The following is a 21,752-nucleotide window of genomic DNA, read 5'->3' on the forward strand; positions in this document are numbered from 1 at the left end:
GGCATTTCTCTGGCATGATAAAAACAACTTTTATCGATGGTAGTCAGTCGCCAAAGGAATACTGATGAACCTGAGAACATTACGCGCCTTTGTCGAAGTGGTGCGCCAGGGTGGTTTCTCCCAGGCGGCGGAGGTGGTGTCCCTGACCCAGTCCTCCGTCAGCAAGGCCGTCAAGACGCTGGAAGATGAACTGGGCACACCGTTGCTCAATCGCCTGGGCCACCGCAACGAACTGACCGCCGCCGGCGAAATCGCCTACCGTCGCGCGTTGGTCCTGCTCGCCGAGCGCAACGACCTGGTGGCCGAGATCAACGACCTGCGCGGTTTAAAGCGTGGCGTGCTGCGCATCGGCCTACCGCCGGTGGGCTGCGGTGTGCTGTTCGCGACGATGTTTGCGACCTACCGCAGCCGCTACCCGGACATCGACATCGAGCTCACCGAGTACGGCAGCAAAAAGCTGCGCGAGTGCCTGGAAGCGGGGGAGGTCGACCTGGCGGCGCTGCTGCTGCCGGTGGACGAAGATTTCGATTACCAGCCCGTGCGCAATGAGCCGCTGATGGCCGTGCTGCCCATGAGCCACCCGCTGGCCCACCTTGAGCGGATCGACTTCACCCACCTGGCCGATTCGCCGTTCATCCTGTTCGAAGCCGGTTTCGCCCTCAACGCCAAGATCCTCGCCGCCTGCGAGCGCAAAGGCGTGACCCCCAAGGTGACGGCCCGCAGCGGGCAGATCGACTTCATCATCGACCTGGTCGCCGCCGGCTTGGGCGTGGCCTTCGTGCCACGCATGCTGGCGTACAAGCATCAACACGCCGGCATCGCCCTGATCCCCTTGGACGAACCCCACACCGACTGGCACATCGCCCTGGCCTGGCGCACCAGCGCCCACCTGCCGCCGGCTGCCTTGGCCTGGCTGGAGTTGGCCAGGGAGCACGCGGTTTCAACCGGTCATCCGATTTAATCGCGCCGAATGCCAGAGAAAGCTTGACTTCTCCTTTTCAATCAGTAACATACGGCGCATTCCGCGATAGCTCAGTTGGTAGAGCAAATGACTGTTAATCATTGGGTCCCTGGTTCGAGTCCAGGTCGTGGAGCCAGATAGCGACATAAAAAGAAGCCTGCAGAGATGCAGGCTTTTTTTTGCCTTGGATTTCTCCGGGGTGATCAAGGCGCGCAGTGTGACCCGCATGAAGGTGTCAGTAATGCTGCTCAACCTTTGCAAACCTGGCGATTACACGAATGATCTTTTCGCCACGTCACCGTTTGTAGAGGCAACACGGGTGATGACGGTCCTGGATCAAATCAACGAGCGTTGGGGCAGGGGGACACTGCGCTCGGCCAGTGTGCCGGTTGATCCGGATTGGGGCATGCGTCGAGAGATGATGAGTCAGAGCTATACAACTAGGCTTGATCAGCTCTGGTCGGTCGATTGCAGGTGAGGGCTGATACCTATCAAGCTCTGTTATTCGCGCAGGGCAGTTAACGGCCCAGAGTGTGTAAAAACACCAACCGTGCTATCGCCGCCGAACTCAAATGGGAAGGAATTCCAACGTTTCAAGGTCGATCTCAGCATAACGCCCCAAATCGGCCTTGTAGAGGTAGATCCTAGAGCCCCCAAACTCCGTCTGCAAGAAAGTGATGAGCTGTCTAAGGTTGCCGCTGGCATGCGCCGTGGTCGGACTTACGACAGTCGCACATCCTGGTTCGTCGTCGTAAGTTCTGATCAGGAACATACCCCCATCGCTCAGCACGCTGTAATTATGACCACGGTACTCATACCCTAAATCGTGGTCGACATCGTCAAAACGGGTAGATTTCACTATCTTCACAGCAGCATCCAACATTCGGGTTCCACAAGAGGATCGTCTCGTGAAGCGCTTTATTCAAGGGGAGCACAGAGGTCAAGGCACCTTACTTCCCGAAAGCCTCGACGACTACGTCAGCGATACCAACCCGGTGCGTATAGTCGACGTCGTCGTCGACGAACTCGACCTGGTCAATTTGGGTGTCGACGGTGCTGTTCCTGCTCTTACGGGCCGACCTGCATACCACCCTGAGGTACTGTTGAAGGTCTATATCTATGGCGATCTCAACCGCATCTAATCGAGCCGACGCCTGGAGCGAGAAGCTCAACGCAACGTTGAGTTGATGTGGTTGACGGGTCGTTTAATGCCGGATTTCAAGACCATCGCCAACTTCCGAAAGGACAACAGCAAGGCCATCCGATGCGTCTGTCGTCAGTTCGTTGTGCTCTGTCAGCCGCTCGCATTGTTCGGAGAAAACCTGGTTTCCATCGACGCAAGTAAATTCAAGGCCGTCAACAGTCGTGACCGCAACTTCACTAGCGTCAAACTAAGGCGGCGAATGGAAGAAATTTAATCGAGCATCAGCCGCTACCTGGCCGCGCTTGATGCTGTTACCCGCCGAAGATATTGGTGCATGCGATGGTCGGTGGGTTACTTGCCCAGGCGACCGGTGGGGACTTCAAGACCGGCGCGCTGGCGGCGGGTATTAACGAAGCGGCTGTAGTTCACTTGGATTCGTTGGTTAGCGGTGATAAGAATCTGCTAGCTATGAGTTCTCAAATAGTCGGTGTTCTGGCGGCAGCTTCGCAAAAAGGTGCTGATGCGAAGTCCATCGAGAAAGGTGGATGGATGGTCCATTGGTCTACCAGGGGGCGGATACGTTACTTTCCGCCGGTGCTGGCTTTGGGAAAGTCCCTCTCGTGATGGGAGCTTCGGATGGATTGAGGAAGGGTTCGATCTTCGGGGTTTTGGTTCCGAAGATGGATATTAATTTTTTCATTCCGTTGTTAGGCACGAAAACGCCATTTGGTACTGCGCTAGGTGTGTATGTCGGCGGAGTGGGTTATAAGGGCTACGGCTTTTACGAGGAGGCTAAGGGTGACGGTAAGTAAGTTGATGTCCTCAGCAATAATGGCGGCGGGTGTTTTAGTCGTAATGCTTTCCATAGGATGCCTGCTGGCATTGTTACCAGTCCTGTTTATTTCTGCAGGGTTTGAGGTGGAATTTGATGTGGTATTTGTATGGTTGGGAATGCCATTCTCGATTTTGTTTGCGTTGAGTTGGTTTTATAAGTATGCAGACTTCGCAAAATCAATCATCTTTAGGCACTAGTGAGTCGCGTGCCTGTTAGCAAGGCATGGGGTAAAGCGGATTGGCGAGGTCGGTGCGCGGAGTCTCTTGGTGACTCGAATGATGAGCGGGCGTTGCGTGTTGTACTAACGCTTTTAAAAGCTAGAGAGGAGTCGGTTGTCATTCATGCAATTGAATCAATTGAGTCTGTTTTTTGGCTGGCTACATTGACAGGGCGCAGGTCATGCGGGCTCTAGATTAGGGGTTTGAGGCAGAGAGCAGAACGTTGAAGCTCATGGCGGCTACGTTGGTCAGGAAGTTAAGTGAAGCATGAAGATTGCTCGGTAGCTGACAGAGTGCGCCTCCTTTTCCTGCTGGTCATTGCCTTGCCACGCTTTGACAACCCAATCCAACCCAACTAATTTTCGTGGCGTGCTGCGCTTATGCGGCTCACGCTATGCAGAAACCCTAGATCTCCACCACGTTCTTGCGTGGCACCGTTGCGCCTAACAGCCAGCAAATGACTGTTAATCATTGGGTCCCTGGTTCGAGTCCAGGTCGCGGAGCCAGATAGCGACATAAAAAGAAGCCTGCAGAGATGCAGGCTTTTTTTGCCTTGGATTTGCCCTGGCAACCCAAGTGCACGGTGTGATTGCTGAAAGGAGTGATCTGACGCCTTCAGTGGGCCTGGCTTGTGATGAGGCTTGCGGTCGTCGTACTCATGGATTCCTTGTCGAGTAATTCCGCACTGTCTTGATTTGAGGCAAGATGCTTGGCGTTACGGGGCTGCTTCAGTACCTTCCAGCATGTTTTTGGTGTGTCGGACAGGCTTCGCATATTTCCAGAAGACACATGGAGTGTTTACAGATGCCCTCTGAGATCGCCATTCAAGTTCGGAATGTCAGCAAGCGTTTCCAGATTTACGACAGCCCAAGGGCGCGGCTGTTGCAGGTGTTCCGCAAGAAGCGCTGTTATACGGAGTTTGTTGCCCTTGATGATGTTTCCTTTGTTGTTAACAAAGGGGAGACCGTGGGTATCGTCGGCCGCAATGGCAGTGGTAAATCCACACTGCTGCAAATGATCTGCGGGACACTGACGCCGACTGAGGGAGAGGTGTCGACCCATGGCAGAATCGCGGCATTGCTGGAGTTAGGGTCTGGATTCAACCCGGAATTCAGCGGCCGCGAAAACGTTTACATGAACGCCTCCGTCCTCGGGCTCTCCCACGCTGAAACCTCTGCTCGCTTTGCCTCTATCGAGGCGTTCGCAGAGATTGGGGATTTCATCGATCGGCCGGTAAAGAGCTATTCCAGTGGGATGATGGTTCGCCTGGCCTTTGCCGTTGCAATCAATGTTGACCCCCAGATTTTGATTGTCGATGAGGCGTTGGCGGTAGGGGATGAGCTCTTCCAGCGTAAATGCTTTGCCCGAATAGAAAGTATCAAGTCTCAGGGCGCGACCATTCTTTTCGTGTCCCATGCCAGCGACACAGTGGTAGCGCTTTGTGACCGTGCGATCTTGCTGGATGGCGGACAGAAAGTAGCGGAGGGAACCCCCAAGGCTATTGTCGGTAAGTACCAGCGCATGCTGAACGCTTCGCCCGCTAAAGCGAAAGAAATGCGCGAGCAGATGATGGCCGGTTCGGTCGAGTTTACATCGGTGGCTGAGGTTGACGCCCCGGCGCTTGATGCGAACTCCGGCTTGGCAAGCGATTATTTTGATCCCCATCTGCTCTCCAAAGCAGTGCTTTCGTATGAGGCACGCGGTGCGGTGATTGCCAATCTTGGATTGCTCAATGCACGCCGGCAAAAGGTCAACTGCCTGAAGGCAGGAGAGACCTATTTGTATACGTATCAAGTTGCGTTCGAACAGGATGCGAGTCACGTACGCTTCGGCATGTTGATCAAGACCACCACTGGCGTTGAACTTGGAGGGGGGACGTCAGCCAAGCGCATCACCGAAGGTATTGAGTTTGTTGCTGCCGGTTCGGTACTGACGGTCGAATACAGTTTTGTATGCCGTCTGAATGAAGGCCTGTATTTTCTTAATGCTGGCGTTTCCGGTGATTGCGGGGAAGGTTTTCGGCACCTGCACAGAGTGGTGGACGCGTTGTGTTTCAGAGTGAATTCGGAGCATACGCAGTACGGCGTGGGCGTCGTGGACTTTTCATGCGCTCCAGAATGGTCGTTGGCAAGGTGACGGAATGTTGAAATTTGTCGGTATCGGCGCGCAAAAAAGCGGTACCAGTTGGTTGTATGAAGTATTGAATAAACACCCATCGATTTGCTTTCCCGGTGGTAAGGAAGTTCACTTCTGGGATTCAAACATCGCCAACGGCGTGGCTTGGTATCACGGCTTGTTTAATGTCGAGGGTCGAACTGCCGGCGACATCACGCCTGCTTACGCCATCCTGTCGCCGGAAACCATTAGAGAGGTTTACTCTCATTTTCCTGCATTACGCATCGTTTTTCTCATGCGTAACCCCATGGACCGTGCGTGGTCATCGGCACGCATGGCTTTGCGTAGGGCTGAGATGGAGTATTCGGAGGCTTCTGATCAGTGGTTTATAGATCATTTTAAATCACAAGGGTCGCTGCTACGGGGCGATTATGCGACTTGCCTGAAGAACTGGATGGGGGTCTATCCACGGGAGCAACTCCTGATTGCGCGCTATGAGGAGATCGTCAAAGATCCCGTGGTTTTGGCTAATCGGGTGTTGAACCATATCGGGCTGGATGGTTTTTTTACCGATGCGCATCGCTGTGAACTTTCGCAGCCGGTGTTCGAAGGCAGTCGCCATGCGCTGCCTCCTGGTTTGGCTGAGCTATTGCGGGCGCTTTACGCCGACAAAATAGATGCGTTGAGTGAGTTTCTGGAAGAAGACTTCTCGCACTGGAAGCAGATTCCAGCGGCACCCTGCTTAAAGCCTTGAATGTTGAGTCGATAGGCACAAGCCGGCGCATCCAGCAAACTCCAGCCCCTCAATGTGATACACCTGCGGCTCGTCCGAAAAATAGTTCTCCAGCCCCAACATGAACACCCGATGGTCTTCACTCGCTTCGAAGCCCGGTGTGTGGTCTTCGAGCGATTCCCAGCGCACGATCAGGTTGAATCGCTCCGGCGTTTCGATGCCTTGCGCGAGCAAATGGCCCAAGTAGCCTTTCGCGCGGCTGAGCAACGGTGCGACCTCCGCAAATGCCAGTCGGAATGCATCGATGTGTTGTTTGTGAACGGGCAGCAGGGCGATCTCGTAAATCATGGCGTGGCGCCTTCAATAGGCGCGACGGCAATCGCAATCTTCCCTTGGACGCCGTTGTTGCGGCTCTCCAGCCGCGCATGGGCGAGTCCAATGTCGGCAAGCGCATAGACCGCGCCGACATGCGGGCGCAACTGACCCTGTACGACCAAGCTGCTTAACTCATCCAGCTTGCCGCGATTTTGCCGCGTGAACACAAAGTGATAACTCGCATTTTTGCCCCAGGCCTGGACCAGGTTTTGCGGCTGGGAGATGTCCACGATCGAGACCACACGGCCCATTTGCGCGAGCGCATCAGGGCTGCGCGACAGTGTGTTGCCGCCGAGGGTATCGAATACCACATCGACTCCACGGCCAGCCGTTTCCCGCATGATGGCGTCGACATAGTCTTCCTTTTCGTAGTCGATGATCACATCGGCGCCCATGCGTTTAACGAACTCAGCATTAGCCTCGCGCACGGTAGTGAACACCTTTGCACCGATAGCTTTTGCCAGTTGGATTGCCACATGGCCGACACCCCCAGCGCCGCCATGTATCAGGATGCTTTCGCCCACCCGCAGTGCCGCGCGCACGGTCAGCGCTTCCCATGCGGTACCGCCAACCAGACTCAGGCTGGCCGCCTCAAGGTGGCTTAACGAGAGAGGCTTCTTTGCCACAATGTTCTCGGCCGCTACATGGTATTCGGCGTAACTGCCGGGGCCGTCGAAGATCTGCGGGGTGTACCAGACTTCGTCGCCTGGTGCGAAGTTGGTCACGCCCGGCCCGATGGCTTCGACAACACCGGAGACGTCGTGGCCGGTGATGGCGGGGAGGGGCACCAGGTCGGCATAGTCGCCACGTCGCACCTGATAATCCAAAGGGTTGATGGACGTTGCGTGAACCCGAACCAGCACTTGCCCGGTGTGCGGTACCGGCTTGGGCACCTCGCAGAGTTCGAACGAATCCGGGCTGCCAAACGACTTAAGTATCTGCGCTTTCATTGCCTCACCTCGTTTCGGTAAAAAGGGATATCGGGAAATCTCGATATCCTGGAGCAAAAAATTACAGGTCCTTGCCAATGATCTCGGCAAGCGCACTGATGGTTGCTTCGTTTCGCTTGTAGTAGGTCCACTGGCCAATGCGCCGTGTTTCGATCAGGCCTGCCCGATGCAGCGTGGCCAGATAATCAGACACGGTTGACTGCGACAGCCCGACGCCCTCCTGAATACTGCTGACACAGACGCCCACGGTATGAACGTCCCCTTCATCCTGTGGCGGGAAGTACTTTTCGGGATCCTTCAAACCTTTCAGGATTTCGAGTCGAGTACGGTTTGAGAGGGCTTTGAATATTTCGAGTAGGTCCATGTCGCGAGGATATCGAGATTTACCGATATGTCAATGCGCAAGATAAAGTCGCGATTTTTACCGCTGTATCAAATTTCCGCCCGCCAGCCTTCCAGTGTGCGCCACAACTTCCGCATCGTCGGGTTTTGGTTTTCAATCGCGCAGTACGAGCGAATTTCCAGACGCGTACTCCATTCCTCACCTGCGGCGCGCACCAGCACGCCACGTTCAAGCTCATCGACCACCGCGCTCTGCGGCAGCCACGCCACGCCGTAACCTTCGATCGCCATGCGCATCAGCAGCATGGCCATGTCAGCTTCGTAGCAGCGTTCCAGCACCGCGGGGGCAGGGCCATTCTTGATCACGATTTCCGCAACCCGACCCAGGAACGTCGTGGCGGTGTACGCCAGATGCGGCACGGGTTTCCCTGCATTTCCCGGCAGGCGATAGAGCGGCCGGCCGCGTTTGTCCGGTGCGCACAGCGGGATAAATGCATCATGCCCCAGGGCCAGGCTGCCAAAGCGTTCCGCGTCCAGCAGGATAGGCGCCAGCGGGTGGTGGTAGACAATCATCAGGTCACAGCTGCCTTCCTCCAGTGCAATCACCGCATCATGAATATTCGCCGCCACCACCCGCGCATTGAACTGCTCGGCGTGTCGCTGGAACTGCGCCAGCCACTTGGGCAGGAAGGTCATCGACAGGCTGTGGCCGGCGGTCACCTGGATCGAGCGTCCCGGCATGCGCTCCACTTCGCGCAGGCTGGCGCGCAGGCGCATGAGGCCGGCGAGGGCATCGCGGCTTTCGCTGCAAAAGGCGACCCCTGCGGCGGTGAGTTGCACCGGGTAGGTGCCGCGGTCGACCAGCTCGACACCCACCCATTCTTCCAATGAGCGAATGCGCCGCGACAAGGCCGACTGGGTCACGCAGCGCACTTCGGCGGCGCGGGAAAAGTTCTTCCACTCGGCGATGGCCAAGAGGTCATCCAACCATTTGATCTGCATGCCGGTTCTCCAGGCGATGAGCCAGGAGTGTAAGCGGTCACGCCCAGGCCAGGCCTGGCTTTTTACAAACTATTCCAAAAGCGCATGGGGTTAGCCGGATTACTCATCATGGGGAGCGGGGGCGGTCCCTAGAATCCGCTGCATACAACAAAAGCCATCCGAGGGCCGCACCTGTGAACAAGAACAAACTCCCGCGTCGTATTGCAGTCGGCATCGCCCTGGGCGTGCTGGTGGGTTGGGCGTGTCACCACTATGCCGGCAGCGAACAAGCGGCCAAGGCGCTGGCCGGGTACTTTTCGATGGTCACCGATATCTTCCTGCGCATGATCAAGATGATCATTGCACCGCTGGTGTTCGCCACCCTGGTGGGGGGCATTGCGAGCATGGGCAACTCGCGTTCGGTGGGTCGCATCGGGATGCGGGCGATGCTCTGGTTTGTCACGGCGTCGCTGGTCTCGCTGATGCTTGGCATGGCGCTGGTCAACCTGTTCCAGCCGGGCGCCGGGTTAAATATGCAGGTGGTGCAGCACGCCACGGCGGCGGTGCCGGTCAACACTGGCGACTTCAGCCTCAAGACCTTCATCAGTCATGTGTTCCCACGCAGCATCGCCGAAGCGATGGCCAACAATGAGATCTTGCAGATCGTGGTGTTTTCGCTGTTCTTCGGCTTCGCCCTGGCCGGCGTCAAACGTGCGGGTTATACGCGTATCACCGACACCGTGGACGAACTCGCCAAGGTGATGTTCAAGATCACCGACTACGTGATGGCCTTCGCGCCGATCGGCGTATTTGCCGCCATCGCCTCGGCGATCACCACCAACGGCCTGGGCCTGCTGGCGGATTACGCCAAGCTGATCGCCGAATTCTACTTGGGCATCGCCTTGCTCTGGGTCTTGCTGTTCGCCGCCGGCTACCTGTTTCTCGGGCGCTCGGTGTTCACCCTCGGCAAGCTGATCCGCGAGCCGATCCTGCTGGCATTTTCCACGGCCAGCAGCGAGTCGGCCTACCCGAAAACCATGGAGGCCCTGGAGAAATTCGGCGCCCCCAAGCGTGTGTCCAGTTTCGTGTTACCGCTGGGCTATTCCTTCAACCTTGACGGCTCGATGATGTACCAGGCATTCGCGATCATGTTTATCGCCCAGGCCTACAACATCGACCTGAGTTTCACCCAGCAACTGCTGATCCTGCTGACGCTGATGATCACCAGCAAAGGCATGGCCGGCGTGGCGCGGGCCTCGGTGGTGGTGGTCGCGGCGACCTTGCCGATGTTCAACCTGCCCGAAGCCGGCCTGCTGCTGATCATCGGCATCGACCAGTTCCTCGACATGGCGCGCACCGCCACCAACGTGGTGGGCAACAGCATCGCCACGGCAGTGGTCGCGAAATCCGAGGCCGAAGAAGAACCCGCTGAGCTGCCGCAGGGGGCGCGCGCATGACCACCACTTCTCGATTGGGCATCGTCGGCGGGCTCGGCTCGCTGGCGGGCGGCGATCTGTTCTACAAGCTGGTCAAATCCAGGGCCGTGCTGGAAGACCAGGACCGTTATCATTTCCTATTCGAGCAGCACCCGTTCAAGGATGTGCGGCTGCCCCTGGATCGCCATGCGAGCATGACCGCGCGCAAATTCTATGTGTTCCAGGTGTGCAAGACCTTTGAAGACAGCGGTGTGGATGCCGTGCTGCTACCCTGTTTCGCCAGCCAGACCTTTCGCGAGGAAATCCAGCAGGAACTGGGCATCCCCGTGCTGGACATGATGCAGGCGCTCGTCCGGCACATCCTGCGTTGTGTTGCACCGGGCACCACCTTGGGGGTGATCGCGTCGGACTTCGTGCGCCACTGTGGTCTGTTTGAAAAGCACCTCGGTCAGCACTTTAACCTGGTGTATCCGGAGGACCACGCCCAGGTCGCGCTGATGGAGGCGATGTACGGCGTCAACGGCATAAAGGACGGCCACCTCGATGGCGTGCCGCTGGAGTCGGTGTACCAGGCGTGCTTGTCATTGCAGGGGCAGGGCGCCACGGTGATCGTGCCGGGCATGACCGAGCTGTCGCTGGTGTGCGGCGATCTGCAACGGCGTGGTATCAGCGTGCTCGACATCAACCAGATCTACGCCGAGTTCGCCACCCAGGCCGACGGTCCGACGCGCCAGTCGCCGTTCAAACTGGGCATCGTCGGTGGCGTCGGGCCCGCGGCGACCGTGGACTTCATGGGCAAGGTGGTCGCCCACACGCCGGCAGGCAAGGACCAGGACCATATCAAGATGGTGGTGGAGCAGAACCCGCAGATACCTGATAGAACCGCCAACCTGTTGCGCGACGAAACTGACCCTACCCTGGCCCTGTTCGCCACCTGCAAACGCCTGGAAAGCGCCGGCGCCCAAGCCATCGCGATCCCGTGCAACACTGCCCATGCGTTTGTCGAGCGCATCCAGGCGCACTTGCGCGTGCCCATCGTCAACATGCTCAGCGAGACGGTGGAGTGGATTGTGCACACCTATGGGCGTGGCCAGGCGGTTGGCTTGCTGGCGACTTCAGGCACGCTGCAAAGCCAGGTCTATCACCAGGCCGCGCGACGTTCGGGGTTGGAACTGATCACCCCCGGTTTTGATTACCAGGCGTTGGTGATGGAGGCGATCTACGGCGAGCGGGGGATCAAGGCGGGGTTTACCCAGGGCGTGTGCCGCGAGCAGTTGCTGCTGGCGGCGGAGCATCTGTGTGAACAGGGGGCGAAGGTGCTGATCCTTGGGTGTACCGAGTTGCCTCTGGTACTGGCGCATTGTGACGTGTTTGAAATCGGTGCCCACCGGGTCGCCTTGGTTGATCCCACGACCGTCCTCGCGCGTAGGTGTGTGAGCCTTTCGTCGGGGGCTTATCGCATCGGGTAAATTTTTTTTGTGGGCGCCGCTTGAAAATTTTAAGCCTGAACCTACTTAGGCTTTACGCGATGCCGAATACGGGTCGCGTACCAAATCACTTGGAGAAACCTCAGGAGATTTTGCAATGGCTACTACTCTTTCGTTGGCCCCACTGTTCCGCCATTCCGTCGGCTTTGACCGTTTCAACGACCTTTTCGAATCGGCGCTTCGCAGCGAGGCCGGTACCACCTACCCACCGCACAACGTCGAAAAGCATGGCGAGGACCACTACCGAATCGTCATTGCGGCCGCAGGCCTGGTGGAAGATGACCTGGAAATCCAGGTGGAAAAGGGCGTGTTGACCGTCGCTGGCGGCAAACGCGAACACAATGAAGGTATCACCTACCTGCACCAGGGCATCGCTCAGCGCGCGTTCCGCCTGTCGTTCCGCCTGGTTGACCACATCGAAGTGCAAGGCGCACAGCTTTCCAATGGCTTACTGAGCATCGACCTGCTCAGGGTCGTGCCGGAGGAAGCCAAGCCTAAACGCATTGCCATCGGTGGCGCTGCCAAGGCTGAGGTAAAATCCATCGGCGAGCAGTGAGTTGAAATGAATAAAGGCGCTCTTTGGAGCGCCTTTATTCGTAAGACCCTTGCTACCGTGAAGGCACATTCTTGGCGCTCGGTTCGTGCGTCGCCTTAGCGTCACGGCCCTCCCACTTGGCAATCACCAACGGCGCCAGCGCGTTGCCCAGCACGTTCAGTGCGGTAGTCGGCATCTCCATCAAGCGATACACCCCGGCAATAAACGCGATCCCTTCCAATGGCAATCCGGCACTGGCGAGCGTTGCGGAGAGAATCACGAACATGAACCCCGGCACACCCGCAGCCCCCTTTGAAGTGAGCACCATGGTCACCACCAGTAGCGCCTGATCCCCAAGGCTCAGGTCGATTCCGTATAGCTGCGCCACGAACAGCGTGCCGATCCCAAGGAACAGCGAGGCACCGTCGAGGTTGAACGAGTAACCCACCGGCACCACAAAGCTCACCAGCGAAGGCGACACGCCGTAGGTCTCGAGCTTCTTCATCAATTGCGGCATGACCGACGCTGAACTCGCCGTGGAAAAGGCCAAAATCAGTTCATCCTTGATATGGCGCATCAAGGCAAACAGATTGATCCCGCACAGGCGCGCCACCAGGTTGAGCACCACCAGTACAAAGAACGCGATAGACACGTAACTGACCATGATCAGCTTGGCCAACGGCAGCAACGAACCAAATCCGAAGTTGGCCACGGTCACAGCGATCATGCCGAACACGCCGATGGGCGAGTAGGCCATGATCATCGACGTGACCTTGAACATGGCATCCGACACGCCTCGCAGCAGCGCGATCACCGGGTCTTTGCGCTCGGCGGGCAGGCGTGCCACGCCAAGGCCGAACATCACCGCAAAAAACAGTACCGACAACAGGCTGCCCTGGGCCATGGCACTGATCACGTTATCGGGGATGATCCCGACGATAATCTGCCCCAGGCTGTGACCTGCGCCGCTGCTGGTAGGCAGGGTGATAGACGCTGCATGCAGGCTCGACAGTTCAGTGCCGGCCCCCGGCTTGAGCAGATTGCCCAGCACCAGCCCGACAATGATCGCCAAGGTGGTGATGCAGAAAAAATACCCCAGGGAGCGCGCGCCGATACGGCCCAGGGATTTACCGTCGCCGTGCCCGGCAATGCCCACCACCATGCAGGCAAACACGATGGGCACCACGATCATCTTCATCAGCTTGATAAAGATATCGCCCGCCGGTTGCAGGAGATTGTCCACCAGCCACGGCCGGGATTCGGGGAACTGGTGCAACAGGGCACCAATGGCGATGCCGGCAAGCAAGCCGATCATGATTTGCCAGACCAGCGCGATACGGGGCGTGTGCATAGGAATGCCTCATTTGAGATCAATGATTTTTAAGTTGTTGTTCTAGGCAGTCAAAACAGCGGCCGTCCGGTGGCCGCCGGGTGCAGCAAAGGGCGTCAGCGCAGGTCGCGGCACGCGTCCTTGAGACGACGGCAACCTTCTTCGATCACTTCTGACGAGCTTGCGAAGGACAGGCGCACATAGGGCGACATGCCATACGCCGCACCGCTCACTGTGGCCAGGCCGTAGTCACGCAACAGGTAGTCCACCAGTTGGGTGTCACTGTCGAGGCGATCACCTTGCGGGGTGAGCTTGCCCATCAGCCCGCTCACGTTGGCGAACACATAGAACGCGCCGTCTGGTGGGGTACAGCTCAAGCCGGGGATGTCCGCCAGCAGAGCCAGCATGCGTGCGCGGCGTTGCTGGTATTCCTCGCGCATGGCGGCGATGGGCGCCTGGTCGCCTGTAAATGCGGCCACGGCGGCGGCCTGGCTGAGGGAGCTGGGGCAGGTAGTGGTTTGCGACAGCAGCTTGGCGATGGCCGCGATCAGCCAGGCCGGGCCTGCACCGAAACCCAGGCGCCAACCGGTCATCGCATAGCCTTTGGACGCGCCGTTGACGATCAGCGTGCGCGGCTTGAGGTCGGGCGCCAGGCGCGTCAATGGCACATGCCGGGCCCTGCCGTAGATGAAGTGTTCGTAGATCTCGTCAGCCATGATCAGCACATGGGGATGACGACGTAACACCTGCGCCAGCGCGAGCAGTTCGGTCTCGTTGTACACCGCACCACTGGGGTTGTTCGGGCTGTTGAGGATCACCCATTTGGTGCGCGCCGTGATCGCCTGTTCAAGGGCGTCGGGGGACAGCTTGAAACCCAGGCTTTCATCGCCGGGAATGATCACCGGTGTTGCATCGTTGAGCCGTGCAATGTCCGGGTACGACACCCAATAAGGCGTGTGCACGATGACTTCATCACCCCGATTCAGCGTGGCGGCCAGCGCATGGTAGATGACGTGTTTGCCGCCGCAACCGGCCACCACTTCATCCAGTCCGTAGGCCAGGTCGTTGTCCTGCTGCAGCTTGAGGCAGATGGCCTGGCGCAGGGCGAGGGTGCCGGTGGTGGATGTGTAGTGGGTGTCGCCGTTGTGCATCGCCTGGCTGGCCGCCGCAAGGATATGCGCCGGGGTGTCGAAGTCCGGCTCGCCCACGGTGAAATTGACGATATCGCGGCCTTGGGCGCGCAGTTCGGTCACCAACGCATTGGCGGCAATGCTGGGGGAGGGCGCGATGCCCAGGACGCGGTCAGACAAAAAGTGCTTCATGGCGCCAACCCTGCGTGGTCCAGGACCTTGTCGATCCAGCTCTGGCGCACGGCACCGCTGGCGATCTCGGCTTTGACGGCCTCTTCATGTTCGGCATGTTGCGCGGCGCGGCGCAGTACTTCGGCGGCGTCGGCCTGGGAAAACGCGACCAGGCCGTCTTCATCACCCACCACCAGGTCGCCGGGGTTGACCAGCATGCCACCGATGGACACCGGCACGTTCACTTCACCGGGACCAGTCTTGTAGGGGCCGGTGTGCACCACGGCGCGGGCGTAGCAGGGCGTGTCGTCAAAGCTGGCGACATCGCGGATCGCACCGTCGATCACAAAGCCCACACAACCACGTTGCTGGGCGTAGAGCTTGACCAGCTCACCGATCACCGCGTTATTGGTATCGCCCTGGCCGTCCACCACCAGTACGTGACCAGGTTGCAGCAGGCTCATGGCTTTGTAGATCAGCAGGTTGTCGCCAGGTCGGGTCTTCACCGTGATCGCCGTGCCCACCAGTTTGCCGCTGCGGTTGTAGCGCGTTAGGCCGCGCGCGCCGATATGCCGGCCAAGGTTGTCGCTGATGTGTGGGGTCACCACCTGAGCGAATGCCTCGACCAGTTCGGCCGGGGCCATGGGGGCGTTGGGAAGGATGCGTGAACCGGGCAAGGACATGGCAAATCTCCAGAGTCGTTTGGATAGCGATGGGCTATGGCCGGATCTTAGGAGTGATGATCGGAGAGTTTTAGCGATATTTTATGATGTGATAGCATCGATTTTTTTCATGATAGCCTCGCCATGATCACCTTCAAGCAAATCGACGCGCTTTACTGGATCGCTGAACTGGGCAGTTTTGAAGCGGCGGCCAACAAGCTGAACATGTCGCAGTCAGCGATCTCCAAGCGCATCCAGGAGCTGGAAGAAACCTTCGATGTGGAGATTTTCGACCGCAGCAAGCGCAACGCACGGTTGACGGAAAAGGGCGGCGAGTTGCTGGACTACGCCCGCGACCTGCTCAACAGTCGCGACCAGTTACTGGAGCGGGTCAGCGCCCGTGAAGTGCTGGTGCGCCGGTTTCGCCTGGGCGTCACTGAACTCACTGCACTGACCTGGCTGCCGGCGTTGGTGGAGGCGCTGCGCCAGACCTACCCCAAGGTGCAGATCGAGCCGTCGGTGGAACTCAGCAGCGAGCTGTTTCGCAAACTGGAAAGCGACCAGTTGGACCTGGTGATCGTGCCCGACGTCTACAGCGATCCGCGCTTCCACAGCACCCCCCTGCAATGCGTGAAAAACGCCTGGATGTGCTCCCCTGGCCTGATCCCGGACGTCGACCCCATCAGCCTCGAGACCTTGGCCAGCTACACCGTGCTTACCCAGGGCGCACAGTCGGGAACCGGGATGATCTACGAGCGCTGGCTGGCGGCAAACAACGTGCAACTGCCCCGTACCCTCACCAGCCACAACCTGCTGGTGCAAGCCGGGTTGGCGCTGTCGGGGATCGGCGTGAGCTACCTGCCCTTGGCATGCCTGTCCCATCTGATCGAGCAAGGCACCTTGCGCGCGTTGGTCACAGAGCCGGCGCTGCCGGATATCCAGTATGTGGCGTTGCACCGGATGGACCGGCAATACGGGTTGAATCAAGAGGTGGCGCAACTGGCACAAGCGTGCTGCAATTTCTCGCGGCTGTTGTTCTAGGGAGCGATCATGAAACGCCATTTCGAAGATTTGCAGCTCGGCAGTATCGAACTCTTTTGCCTCGCTGCCGAAGCCAGCAGCTTCACCGCTGCCGCGCAGGTTGCCGGTGTGACCCCCGCAGCGGTCAGCCGCAGTGTCTCGCGCCTGGAAGAACGCTTGGGTTCACGGTTGTTTGTGCGCACCACCCGCAGCATCCGACTGACCGACAGCGGTCGGACCTTCTTCGAGCAATGCCGCCAGGCCCTGACCCAGTTGGTGGAAGCTCAGCAGGAAGTGATGGGCGCGCAGGCCGTGCCGTCTGGCCTGCTGCGCATCAGCATTCCCACCACCTACGCCCATCACCGCTTGCTGCCGCTATTGCCGAGGTTTCGTGCGCTGTACCCGCAAGTCACGGTGGATATCCACATCAGCAACCGCAATATCGACTTCGTCGCCGAAGGTTATGACCTGGCCATCCGCGTGCGCGCCCAGCCGGACTCGTCGCTGATTGCCCGCCTGCTGGAGGACGGCGAGCTGGTGGTGGTCGCATCTCCGTCCTACCTTAAGCGCGCTGGCATCCCACAGACGCTGGAGGATTTATCCGCCCATGAATGCATCCAGTACGAACTGCCGAGCAATGGTCGTCGGATCTCATGGCTGTTCCAGGTAGACGGTAAGGCGCAGGAGTATGCGGGGGAGGCGGGGTACAGCTGCTCCGACGATGTGCTGGGGGGTGTGACCCTGGCCATGCATGGCGCGGGGCTGTTTCAGACCTACAAGTTCATCGTCGAGCAGGCGCTGGCCAACGGTAGCCTGGTGGAGGTGTTGCAGCCGTTTGGTGGGCGCTCGCGGCCGTTTACCTTGTTGTATCCCCATGGGCGATATGTGCCGCATCGGGTGCGGGCGTTTGTGGATTTCCTGATGCAGTGTCGGGACGAATGGGCGGCGCAGTAGAGGCGGCGATATCCCAGGTCAGCAGCAGTTGGCTGATGGCCGCGTCGATAGTGGCATGGGGCACAGTGTCCCGCGCCAGAATCGAAATGCCCTGCAGGAAGCTGTCAAACACCGTTGCCATCACGGCCGGGTTGACGGTCTGTGGCAACTGCCCCAGGCGCATTGCCCGCTCTACGCACGCCACAATCCCCGCGCGGGTGCGCAGCCGCGACTGCGTCAACCCATCTGCCACCCGCGCGTTATCCGGGCTCGGCGCGCTCATCACCCCCAACGCCACCATGCACCCCTTGGGATGCCCGTCTTCACACTGCATGCGCGCCGACTGGCGCAGCGCCGTTTCAACCGCCTGGCGCGGCGGCAGGCTTTCGTCCCACAAGCATTTGGTGACCTTGGCGTAGGTCGCCAGGTAACGCTGCACGCATTCGTCGAACAGCGCCTCTTTGGAGCCGAACGCCGCGTAAAAACTCGGTGCGGAGATGCCGCCACCCAAGCCGGCCTTGAGCTGGGCGAGCGAGGTGGCGTCGTAGCCGTGTTGCCAGAACAGGTGCAAGGCCTGGTCCACAGCGCGTTCGCGGTCGAAGGTACGGGGGCGGCCCATCTGTGCCATGTCAAGTCTCCGGTGGCTAGCGATATAGATACTAGTCGATACATAAGTCGTTGACAACGCGATGCGCTCAGTTGCAACATTTGTATCGATCAGTATCTAAGTCTCGCTCAAGGAGTGTTCTGTGACACCTTCACTTACGTTATCGGCGTCATCCGACCGCCTACCCATCGGCGCATTGCTTGCCCTGGCCATGACCGGCTTCATTTGCATCGTCACCGAAACCCTGCCGGCGGGCTTGTTGCCGTTGATCAGCGAAGGCCTGGCGATTTCGCCCTCCATGGCCGGGCAAATGGTCACCGCCTATGCCTTGGGCTCGGTGCTGGCGGTGATCCCCATGACCATCGCCACCCGTGGCTGGCGGCGGCGCAATGTGTTGTTGCTGACCATCGTCGGTTTTTTGCTGTTCAACTCCATCACCGCATGGTCGTCTCATTACGGCGTGACGCTGGTGGCGCGCTTCTTTGCCGGTGTGGCGGCGGGGTTGGCCTGGAGCCTGTTGGCCGGTTACGCCCGGCGCATGGTGGCGCCGCATCAACAGGGCAGGGCGCTGGCATTGGCGATGGTTGGTACGCCGATCGCGCTGTCGTTGGGTGTGCCGTTGGGCACATGGCTGGGTGGGTTGGTCGGCTGGCGCACAACCTTTGGCCTGATGTCGGCGGTGAGCCTGGTGCTGATTGTGTGGGTGTTGGTGAAAGTCCCGGACTATGCGCCTCAACCTACGCATCAACGTTTGTCCCTGGGCAAGGTGTTGACCACTCCGGGCGTACGGCCGGTGTTGGCGGTGGTAATCAGCTGGATGCTGGCGCACAACATTCTGTACACCTACATCGCACCGTTCGTGGCGCCGGCTGGCTTGGCGGATCGGGTTGACCTGGTGTTGTTGGTGTTCGGGGTGGCCGCGCTGGCGGGAATCTGGCTCACGGCCAAATGGGTCGAGCCGCTGCTGCGCCGGACCGTGCTGGTCAGCCTGGTGGCCTTTGCCGCGATGAGCGCGGTGTTCGGCTTGCTCGGGAATGTACCCGTGGTGATCTACTTCGGCGTAGCGGTGTGGGGCCTGAGTTTCGGGGGCGCCGCGACATTGCTGCAAACCGCCCTGGCTGATGCGGCGGGAGATGGCGCTGACGTTGCGCTGTCGCTGAATGTGGTGGCGTGGAACAGCGCGATCGCCGGCAGCGGTGTGGTCGGCGGGGTATTGCTGGACACCTGGGGCGTGGCGTCGTTTCCGTGGGCGATGCTGGTGCTGATCGGCGTATCGCTGGCGATTGCCTGGGGGGCCAGCGCCCATGGTTTCAAGCCGGGCGCGCGGGATGCGGGAAAACCCACAGCGGTCGGGCACTAATCCGACATTCGCCAGTCAATAACCCTCGCAATATCATCCACTTGGCTCCGCTCGACGGAGCCTGTCGCTTCACTCCCTTTCGAAGATTTAATGCATGTACCTACGCAAAATTGCCGTTGGGCTGACCGCCCTTGTTTTGCTTTCTTCCGGGGCCAACGCCCGAAGCCTGCCGGACCTCTATTCCAAACAGGAAAAACAGCTCACCTTCGACAGCTGCGCCGATCTGTTCCCCGCCACCCCGATCAAGACCGCCACCGTCCCGGCCGCGATGAAACCCCTGGCCCTGTGCTCCGACCATTTCGCAGTGCTCTATTCGCAAACCAGCAAGACCCCTCTGGTGGTGGTCGAGCGCCTGAATGCCGCACTTCTCAAAGACGCCAAGGGCGAGGAGCGCACCAACCAGTTTTACGCCGACCCACGTATTCCCAAAAGCGGTCGTGCGGAGTTGAGTGACTACCGCGCTCAGCATCCGGCCGTGGACCGTGGCCACCAATCCCCAGCCGCCGATGCGCCGAACGCCAACGCCATGGCGCAGTCATTTGCGCTGTCGAACATGGTGCCCCAGGACCCCACCAACAACCGCAAAATCTGGAGCAAGGTCGAGGCCGACGTACGCAAGTTTGCCGTGCGCGCCGGCGGCGATGTGTACGTGTTCACCGGCCCGCTGTTCGACCCTGGCTACGGCACCATCGGCGCCAACAAGGTCTGGGTGCCGACGCGCCTGTTCAAGCTGGTGTACGACGCCTCAAGCAAACGCGCCTGGGCGTATGTGCTGCCCAATGCGGAAACACGCATTCAAAAGCCAATGGACTATGAGACGTTTGTGAAGAGCACCGGGCTCAGGTTGTTGGGGGATCTTCCGGTGTCGGGGTCGGTGGGGCGGGGCTGATAAGGGTTTATACTCGCCCCCTGACATTCAACTCCATTGACACGACCGGGATACCCCATGAGCACCTCTCTCCCTCTCACCCCCGCGCGCAGGCCCCTCGCGCCGTTGGTGGCCTTTATCATCCTGGTGCTGGGCGCCCTGTTCCTGCAAAACAGCGTCGGCTCACGCCAGGTGCTGTTGCTGGTGGTCGGCGCGGCACTGGGCTTGACGCTCTACCACGCCGCCTTCGGGTTCACCTCGGCCTGGCGCGTGTTCATCAATGATCGCCGTGGCTCCGGTTTGCGTGCGCAGATGGTGATGCTGGCGATCGCGGTGCTGTTGTTCTTCCCGGCGTTGGGGGCCGGCAGTTTGTTCGGGCAGCCGGTGGTCGGACTGGTGGCGCCGGCCGGGCTTTCGGTGGTATTCGGGGCGTTCATCTTCGGCATCGGCATGCAGTTGGGCGGCGGGTGTGCGTCGGGCACGCTGTTCACCGTGGGCGGCGGCAATGCGCGCATGCTGGTGACGTTGTTCTTCTTTATCTGTGGTTCGCTGATCGCCACGCACCACGTGGACTGGTGGTTTGCGCTGCCGTCATTCCCGGCGGTGTCCATCGTCAAGAGCTTCGGCGTAGTGCCGGCTATGGGCTTGAGCCTGGCGGTGTTCGCGATCATTGCGCTGGTGACCGTGCGCCTGGAGAAGGGCCGTCATGGTCAATTGGAGGAGGGCGTTAAAAGTGAGCATCAAGGCCTGCACCGCTTCCTGCGCGGCCCGTGGCCGTTGGTGTGGGGCGCAATCGGCCTGGCCTTGCTCAACTACGCCACCCTGGCACTGGCAGGTCGGCCTTGGGGCATTACCTCGGCGTTTGCCTTGTGGGGGGCCAAAGTCGCCAGCGGCCTGGGGGTGGACGTGGCCAGTTGGGCGTTCTGGCAGATGCCGGGCAACGCCAAGGCGCTTGCTGCGCCGGTGTGGGAAGATATCACTAGCGTAATGGACATCGGCATCGTCCTCGGTGCCCTGTTGGCCGCCGGCCTGGCCGGGCGTTTCGCCCCCAGCCTGAAGATTCCAACGCGCTCTCTGGTGGCGGCGGTGATCGGCGGCCTGCTGCTCGGTTACGGCTCGCGCCTGGCCTACGGCTGCAACATCGGCGCGTATTTCAGCGGCATCGCCTCGGGCAGCCTGCATGGCTGGGTATGGTTGGTGGCGGCGTTTATCGGCAACAGCGTGGGCGTGCGGCTGCGGCCGTTGTTCTTTGCGGGTGAGCGACCGCAGGTGGCGTTGAGCGGTTGCTGAATCAGTTTTCCGGGGCGTTGTCTGGCGCCTGAGCCGCTTCAGCCGCCAGCTTTTCCCGGTCCGCTTTGCTGATGTACTTGTCCTTTTTCTTCGGCGCCAATTTGGCGTTGGCCTTCTTGGCTTTTTCCTTGAAGAGCTGCTGGAGTTTTTTCTGGCGGTTCATGTCGTTCTACCCGGGTTGTACAGGGCCGGGATGATACCAGTTTCGTTCACTGGGTCGCTTTTTAGCGCCGATCTGTGCATTGAATCGCCTGGCCTTTCGCCAATAA

General features: G+C 59.4%; 22 protein-coding genes, 1 tRNA gene and 3 pseudogenes. 16 read left to right on the forward strand and 10 right to left on the reverse strand.

Features of this window, described 5'->3' with window-relative positions:
* The first annotated feature begins 64 nt into the window (after positions 1–64).
* From AC4PS7_RS11730 to AC4PS7_RS11740, 3 genes and pseudogenes are all read left to right on the forward strand, one after another.
* Positions 65–961 (forward strand): LysR family transcriptional regulator, encoded by an 897-nt coding sequence (locus tag AC4PS7_RS11730; RefSeq protein ID WP_021490785.1) that lies wholly within the window; start codon positions 65–67, stop codon positions 959–961.
* 60 nt (positions 962–1,021) lie between these two features.
* A tRNA-Asn gene (locus AC4PS7_RS11735) sits at positions 1,022–1,097 on the forward strand.
* Between the two features lie 93 nt (positions 1,098–1,190).
* A pseudogene (locus AC4PS7_RS11740) lies at positions 1,191–1,439 on the forward strand (DUF4113 domain-containing protein); the annotation flags it as partial.
* Between the two features lie 90 nt (positions 1,440–1,529).
* Here AC4PS7_RS11740 and AC4PS7_RS11745 read toward each other — a convergent pair.
* Entirely contained in the window at positions 1,530–1,844 is a 315-nt protein-coding gene (locus AC4PS7_RS11745) for a hypothetical protein (RefSeq protein WP_010208924.1), read from the reverse strand.
* Between the two features lie 25 nt (positions 1,845–1,869).
* Between AC4PS7_RS11745 and AC4PS7_RS11750 the strand changes: the two are divergent.
* The 5 genes and pseudogenes from AC4PS7_RS11750 to AC4PS7_RS11770 all read left to right on the forward strand — a co-directional run.
* Positions 1,870–2,376: pseudogene (locus AC4PS7_RS11750) on the forward strand (transposase); the annotation flags it as partial.
* A gap of 44 nt (positions 2,377–2,420) precedes the next feature.
* Positions 2,421–2,675 (forward strand): annotated as a pseudogene (locus tag AC4PS7_RS11755) (hypothetical protein); the annotation flags it as partial.
* Positions 2,651–2,917, forward strand: a complete 267-nt coding sequence (locus AC4PS7_RS11760) for a hypothetical protein (RefSeq protein WP_010208925.1) — start codon at positions 2,651–2,653, stop codon at positions 2,915–2,917. The pseudogene AC4PS7_RS11755 and the gene AC4PS7_RS11760, both read left to right, overlap by 25 nt.
* A gap of 1,045 nt (positions 2,918–3,962) precedes the next feature.
* Positions 3,963–5,294 carry an ABC transporter ATP-binding protein gene (locus AC4PS7_RS11765; RefSeq protein WP_492179421.1) on the forward strand — a complete coding sequence of 444 codons (1,332 nt, stop codon included), beginning with the start codon at positions 3,963–3,965 and terminating at the stop codon, positions 5,292–5,294.
* 4 nt (positions 5,295–5,298) lie between these two features.
* A complete protein-coding gene (locus tag AC4PS7_RS11770; RefSeq protein ID WP_010208928.1) occupies positions 5,299–6,027 on the forward strand; it encodes a sulfotransferase family protein in 729 nt (242 codons plus the stop codon).
* Here the strand turns inward: AC4PS7_RS11770 and AC4PS7_RS11775 are convergent.
* The 4 genes from AC4PS7_RS11775 to AC4PS7_RS11790 all read right to left on the reverse strand — a co-directional run bounded on the left by AC4PS7_RS11775 (position 6,016) and on the right by AC4PS7_RS11790 (position 8,675).
* Positions 6,016–6,354, reverse strand: a complete 339-nt coding sequence (locus AC4PS7_RS11775) for an antibiotic biosynthesis monooxygenase family protein (RefSeq protein ID WP_010208929.1) — start codon at positions 6,352–6,354, stop codon at positions 6,016–6,018. The two genes, AC4PS7_RS11770 and AC4PS7_RS11775, sit on opposite strands and share 12 nt — an antisense overlap.
* The gene (locus tag AC4PS7_RS11780; RefSeq protein ID WP_010208931.1) at positions 6,351–7,331 is read right to left on the reverse strand and encodes a zinc-dependent alcohol dehydrogenase family protein; all 981 of its coding nucleotides are present in this window, start codon (positions 7,329–7,331) and stop codon (positions 6,351–6,353) included. Before AC4PS7_RS11780 ends, AC4PS7_RS11775 begins: the two co-directional genes overlap by 4 nt.
* Before the next feature lie 61 nt (positions 7,332–7,392).
* The gene (locus tag AC4PS7_RS11785) at positions 7,393–7,695 is read right to left on the reverse strand and encodes an ArsR/SmtB family transcription factor (protein ID WP_010208932.1); all 303 of its coding nucleotides are present in this window, start codon (positions 7,693–7,695) and stop codon (positions 7,393–7,395) included.
* 68 nt (positions 7,696–7,763) lie between these two features.
* Positions 7,764–8,675, reverse strand: coding sequence for a LysR substrate-binding domain-containing protein (locus tag AC4PS7_RS11790; protein ID WP_021490775.1), 912 nt, complete (start codon positions 8,673–8,675; stop codon positions 7,764–7,766).
* A gap of 173 nt (positions 8,676–8,848) precedes the next feature.
* Here AC4PS7_RS11790 and AC4PS7_RS11795 point away from each other — a divergent pair, with 173 nt between their 5' ends.
* From AC4PS7_RS11795 to AC4PS7_RS11805, 3 genes are all read left to right on the forward strand, one after another.
* Positions 8,849–10,111 (forward strand): dicarboxylate/amino acid:cation symporter, encoded by a 1,263-nt coding sequence (locus tag AC4PS7_RS11795; protein ID WP_010208934.1) that lies wholly within the window; start codon positions 8,849–8,851, stop codon positions 10,109–10,111.
* Positions 10,108–11,559 carry a cysteate racemase gene (cuyB, locus tag AC4PS7_RS11800; protein ID WP_010208935.1) on the forward strand — a complete coding sequence of 484 codons (1,452 nt, stop codon included), beginning with the start codon at positions 10,108–10,110 and terminating at the stop codon, positions 11,557–11,559. The genes AC4PS7_RS11795 and cuyB overlap by 4 nt, the downstream gene beginning before the upstream one ends.
* A gap of 115 nt (positions 11,560–11,674) precedes the next feature.
* Positions 11,675–12,133, forward strand: coding sequence for an Hsp20 family protein (locus AC4PS7_RS11805; protein ID WP_010208936.1), 459 nt, complete (start codon positions 11,675–11,677; stop codon positions 12,131–12,133).
* 52 nt (positions 12,134–12,185) lie between these two features.
* On the opposite strand, the gene AC4PS7_RS11810 is transcribed toward AC4PS7_RS11805, so the two are convergent.
* The 3 genes from AC4PS7_RS11810 to AC4PS7_RS11820 all read right to left on the reverse strand — a co-directional run bounded on the left by AC4PS7_RS11810 (position 12,186) and on the right by AC4PS7_RS11820 (position 15,426).
* Positions 12,186–13,463 carry a cation:dicarboxylate symporter family transporter gene (locus AC4PS7_RS11810; RefSeq protein WP_042571826.1) on the reverse strand — a complete coding sequence of 426 codons (1,278 nt, stop codon included), beginning with the start codon at positions 13,461–13,463 and terminating at the stop codon, positions 12,186–12,188.
* Between the two features lie 95 nt (positions 13,464–13,558).
* Positions 13,559–14,764: a pyridoxal phosphate-dependent aminotransferase gene (locus AC4PS7_RS11815; protein WP_010208938.1), complete on the reverse strand. Its 1,206-nt coding sequence runs from the start codon at positions 14,762–14,764 to the stop codon at positions 13,559–13,561.
* A complete protein-coding gene (locus AC4PS7_RS11820) occupies positions 14,761–15,426 on the reverse strand; it encodes an RraA family protein (RefSeq protein WP_010208940.1) in 666 nt (221 codons plus the stop codon). Before AC4PS7_RS11820 ends, AC4PS7_RS11815 begins: the two co-directional genes overlap by 4 nt.
* A gap of 123 nt (positions 15,427–15,549) precedes the next feature.
* Between AC4PS7_RS11820 and AC4PS7_RS11825 the strand changes: the two genes are divergently transcribed.
* Both AC4PS7_RS11825 and AC4PS7_RS11830 read left to right on the forward strand, forming a co-directional pair.
* Positions 15,550–16,446, forward strand: coding sequence for a LysR family transcriptional regulator (locus AC4PS7_RS11825; RefSeq protein WP_010208942.1), 897 nt, complete (start codon positions 15,550–15,552; stop codon positions 16,444–16,446).
* A gap of 9 nt (positions 16,447–16,455) precedes the next feature.
* Positions 16,456–17,379, forward strand: a complete 924-nt coding sequence (locus AC4PS7_RS11830; RefSeq protein ID WP_010208945.1) for a LysR family transcriptional regulator — start codon at positions 16,456–16,458, stop codon at positions 17,377–17,379.
* Here the strand turns inward: AC4PS7_RS11830 and AC4PS7_RS11835 are convergent.
* Entirely contained in the window at positions 17,282–17,986 is a 705-nt protein-coding gene (locus tag AC4PS7_RS11835) for a TetR/AcrR family transcriptional regulator (RefSeq protein WP_010208947.1), read from the reverse strand. The genes AC4PS7_RS11830 and AC4PS7_RS11835 overlap by 98 nt on opposite strands.
* A gap of 121 nt (positions 17,987–18,107) precedes the next feature.
* Between AC4PS7_RS11835 and AC4PS7_RS11840 the strand changes: the two genes are divergently transcribed.
* The 3 genes from AC4PS7_RS11840 to AC4PS7_RS11850 all read left to right on the forward strand — a co-directional run bounded on the left by AC4PS7_RS11840 (position 18,108) and on the right by AC4PS7_RS11850 (position 21,483).
* Positions 18,108–19,325, forward strand: a complete 1,218-nt coding sequence (locus AC4PS7_RS11840) for an MFS transporter (protein ID WP_029529082.1) — start codon at positions 18,108–18,110, stop codon at positions 19,323–19,325.
* Positions 19,326–19,419: 94 nt separating this feature from the next.
* Positions 19,420–20,214 carry a DNA/RNA non-specific endonuclease gene (locus AC4PS7_RS11845; protein ID WP_010208951.1) on the forward strand — a complete coding sequence of 265 codons (795 nt, stop codon included), beginning with the start codon at positions 19,420–19,422 and terminating at the stop codon, positions 20,212–20,214.
* A gap of 57 nt (positions 20,215–20,271) precedes the next feature.
* Positions 20,272–21,483, forward strand: a complete 1,212-nt coding sequence (locus tag AC4PS7_RS11850; protein WP_492179423.1) for a YeeE/YedE family protein — start codon at positions 20,272–20,274, stop codon at positions 21,481–21,483.
* A gap of 1 nt (position 21,484) precedes the next feature.
* On the opposite strand, the gene AC4PS7_RS11855 is transcribed toward AC4PS7_RS11850, so the two are convergent.
* On the reverse strand, positions 21,485–21,646 hold the full coding sequence (locus tag AC4PS7_RS11855) for a DUF2986 domain-containing protein (RefSeq protein ID WP_010208953.1): 162 nt from the start codon (positions 21,644–21,646) through the stop codon (positions 21,485–21,487).
* Positions 21,647–21,752: the final 106 nt, after the last annotated feature.

It is taken from the genome of Pseudomonas sp. DW-iso3 (genome assembly GCF_058725305.1).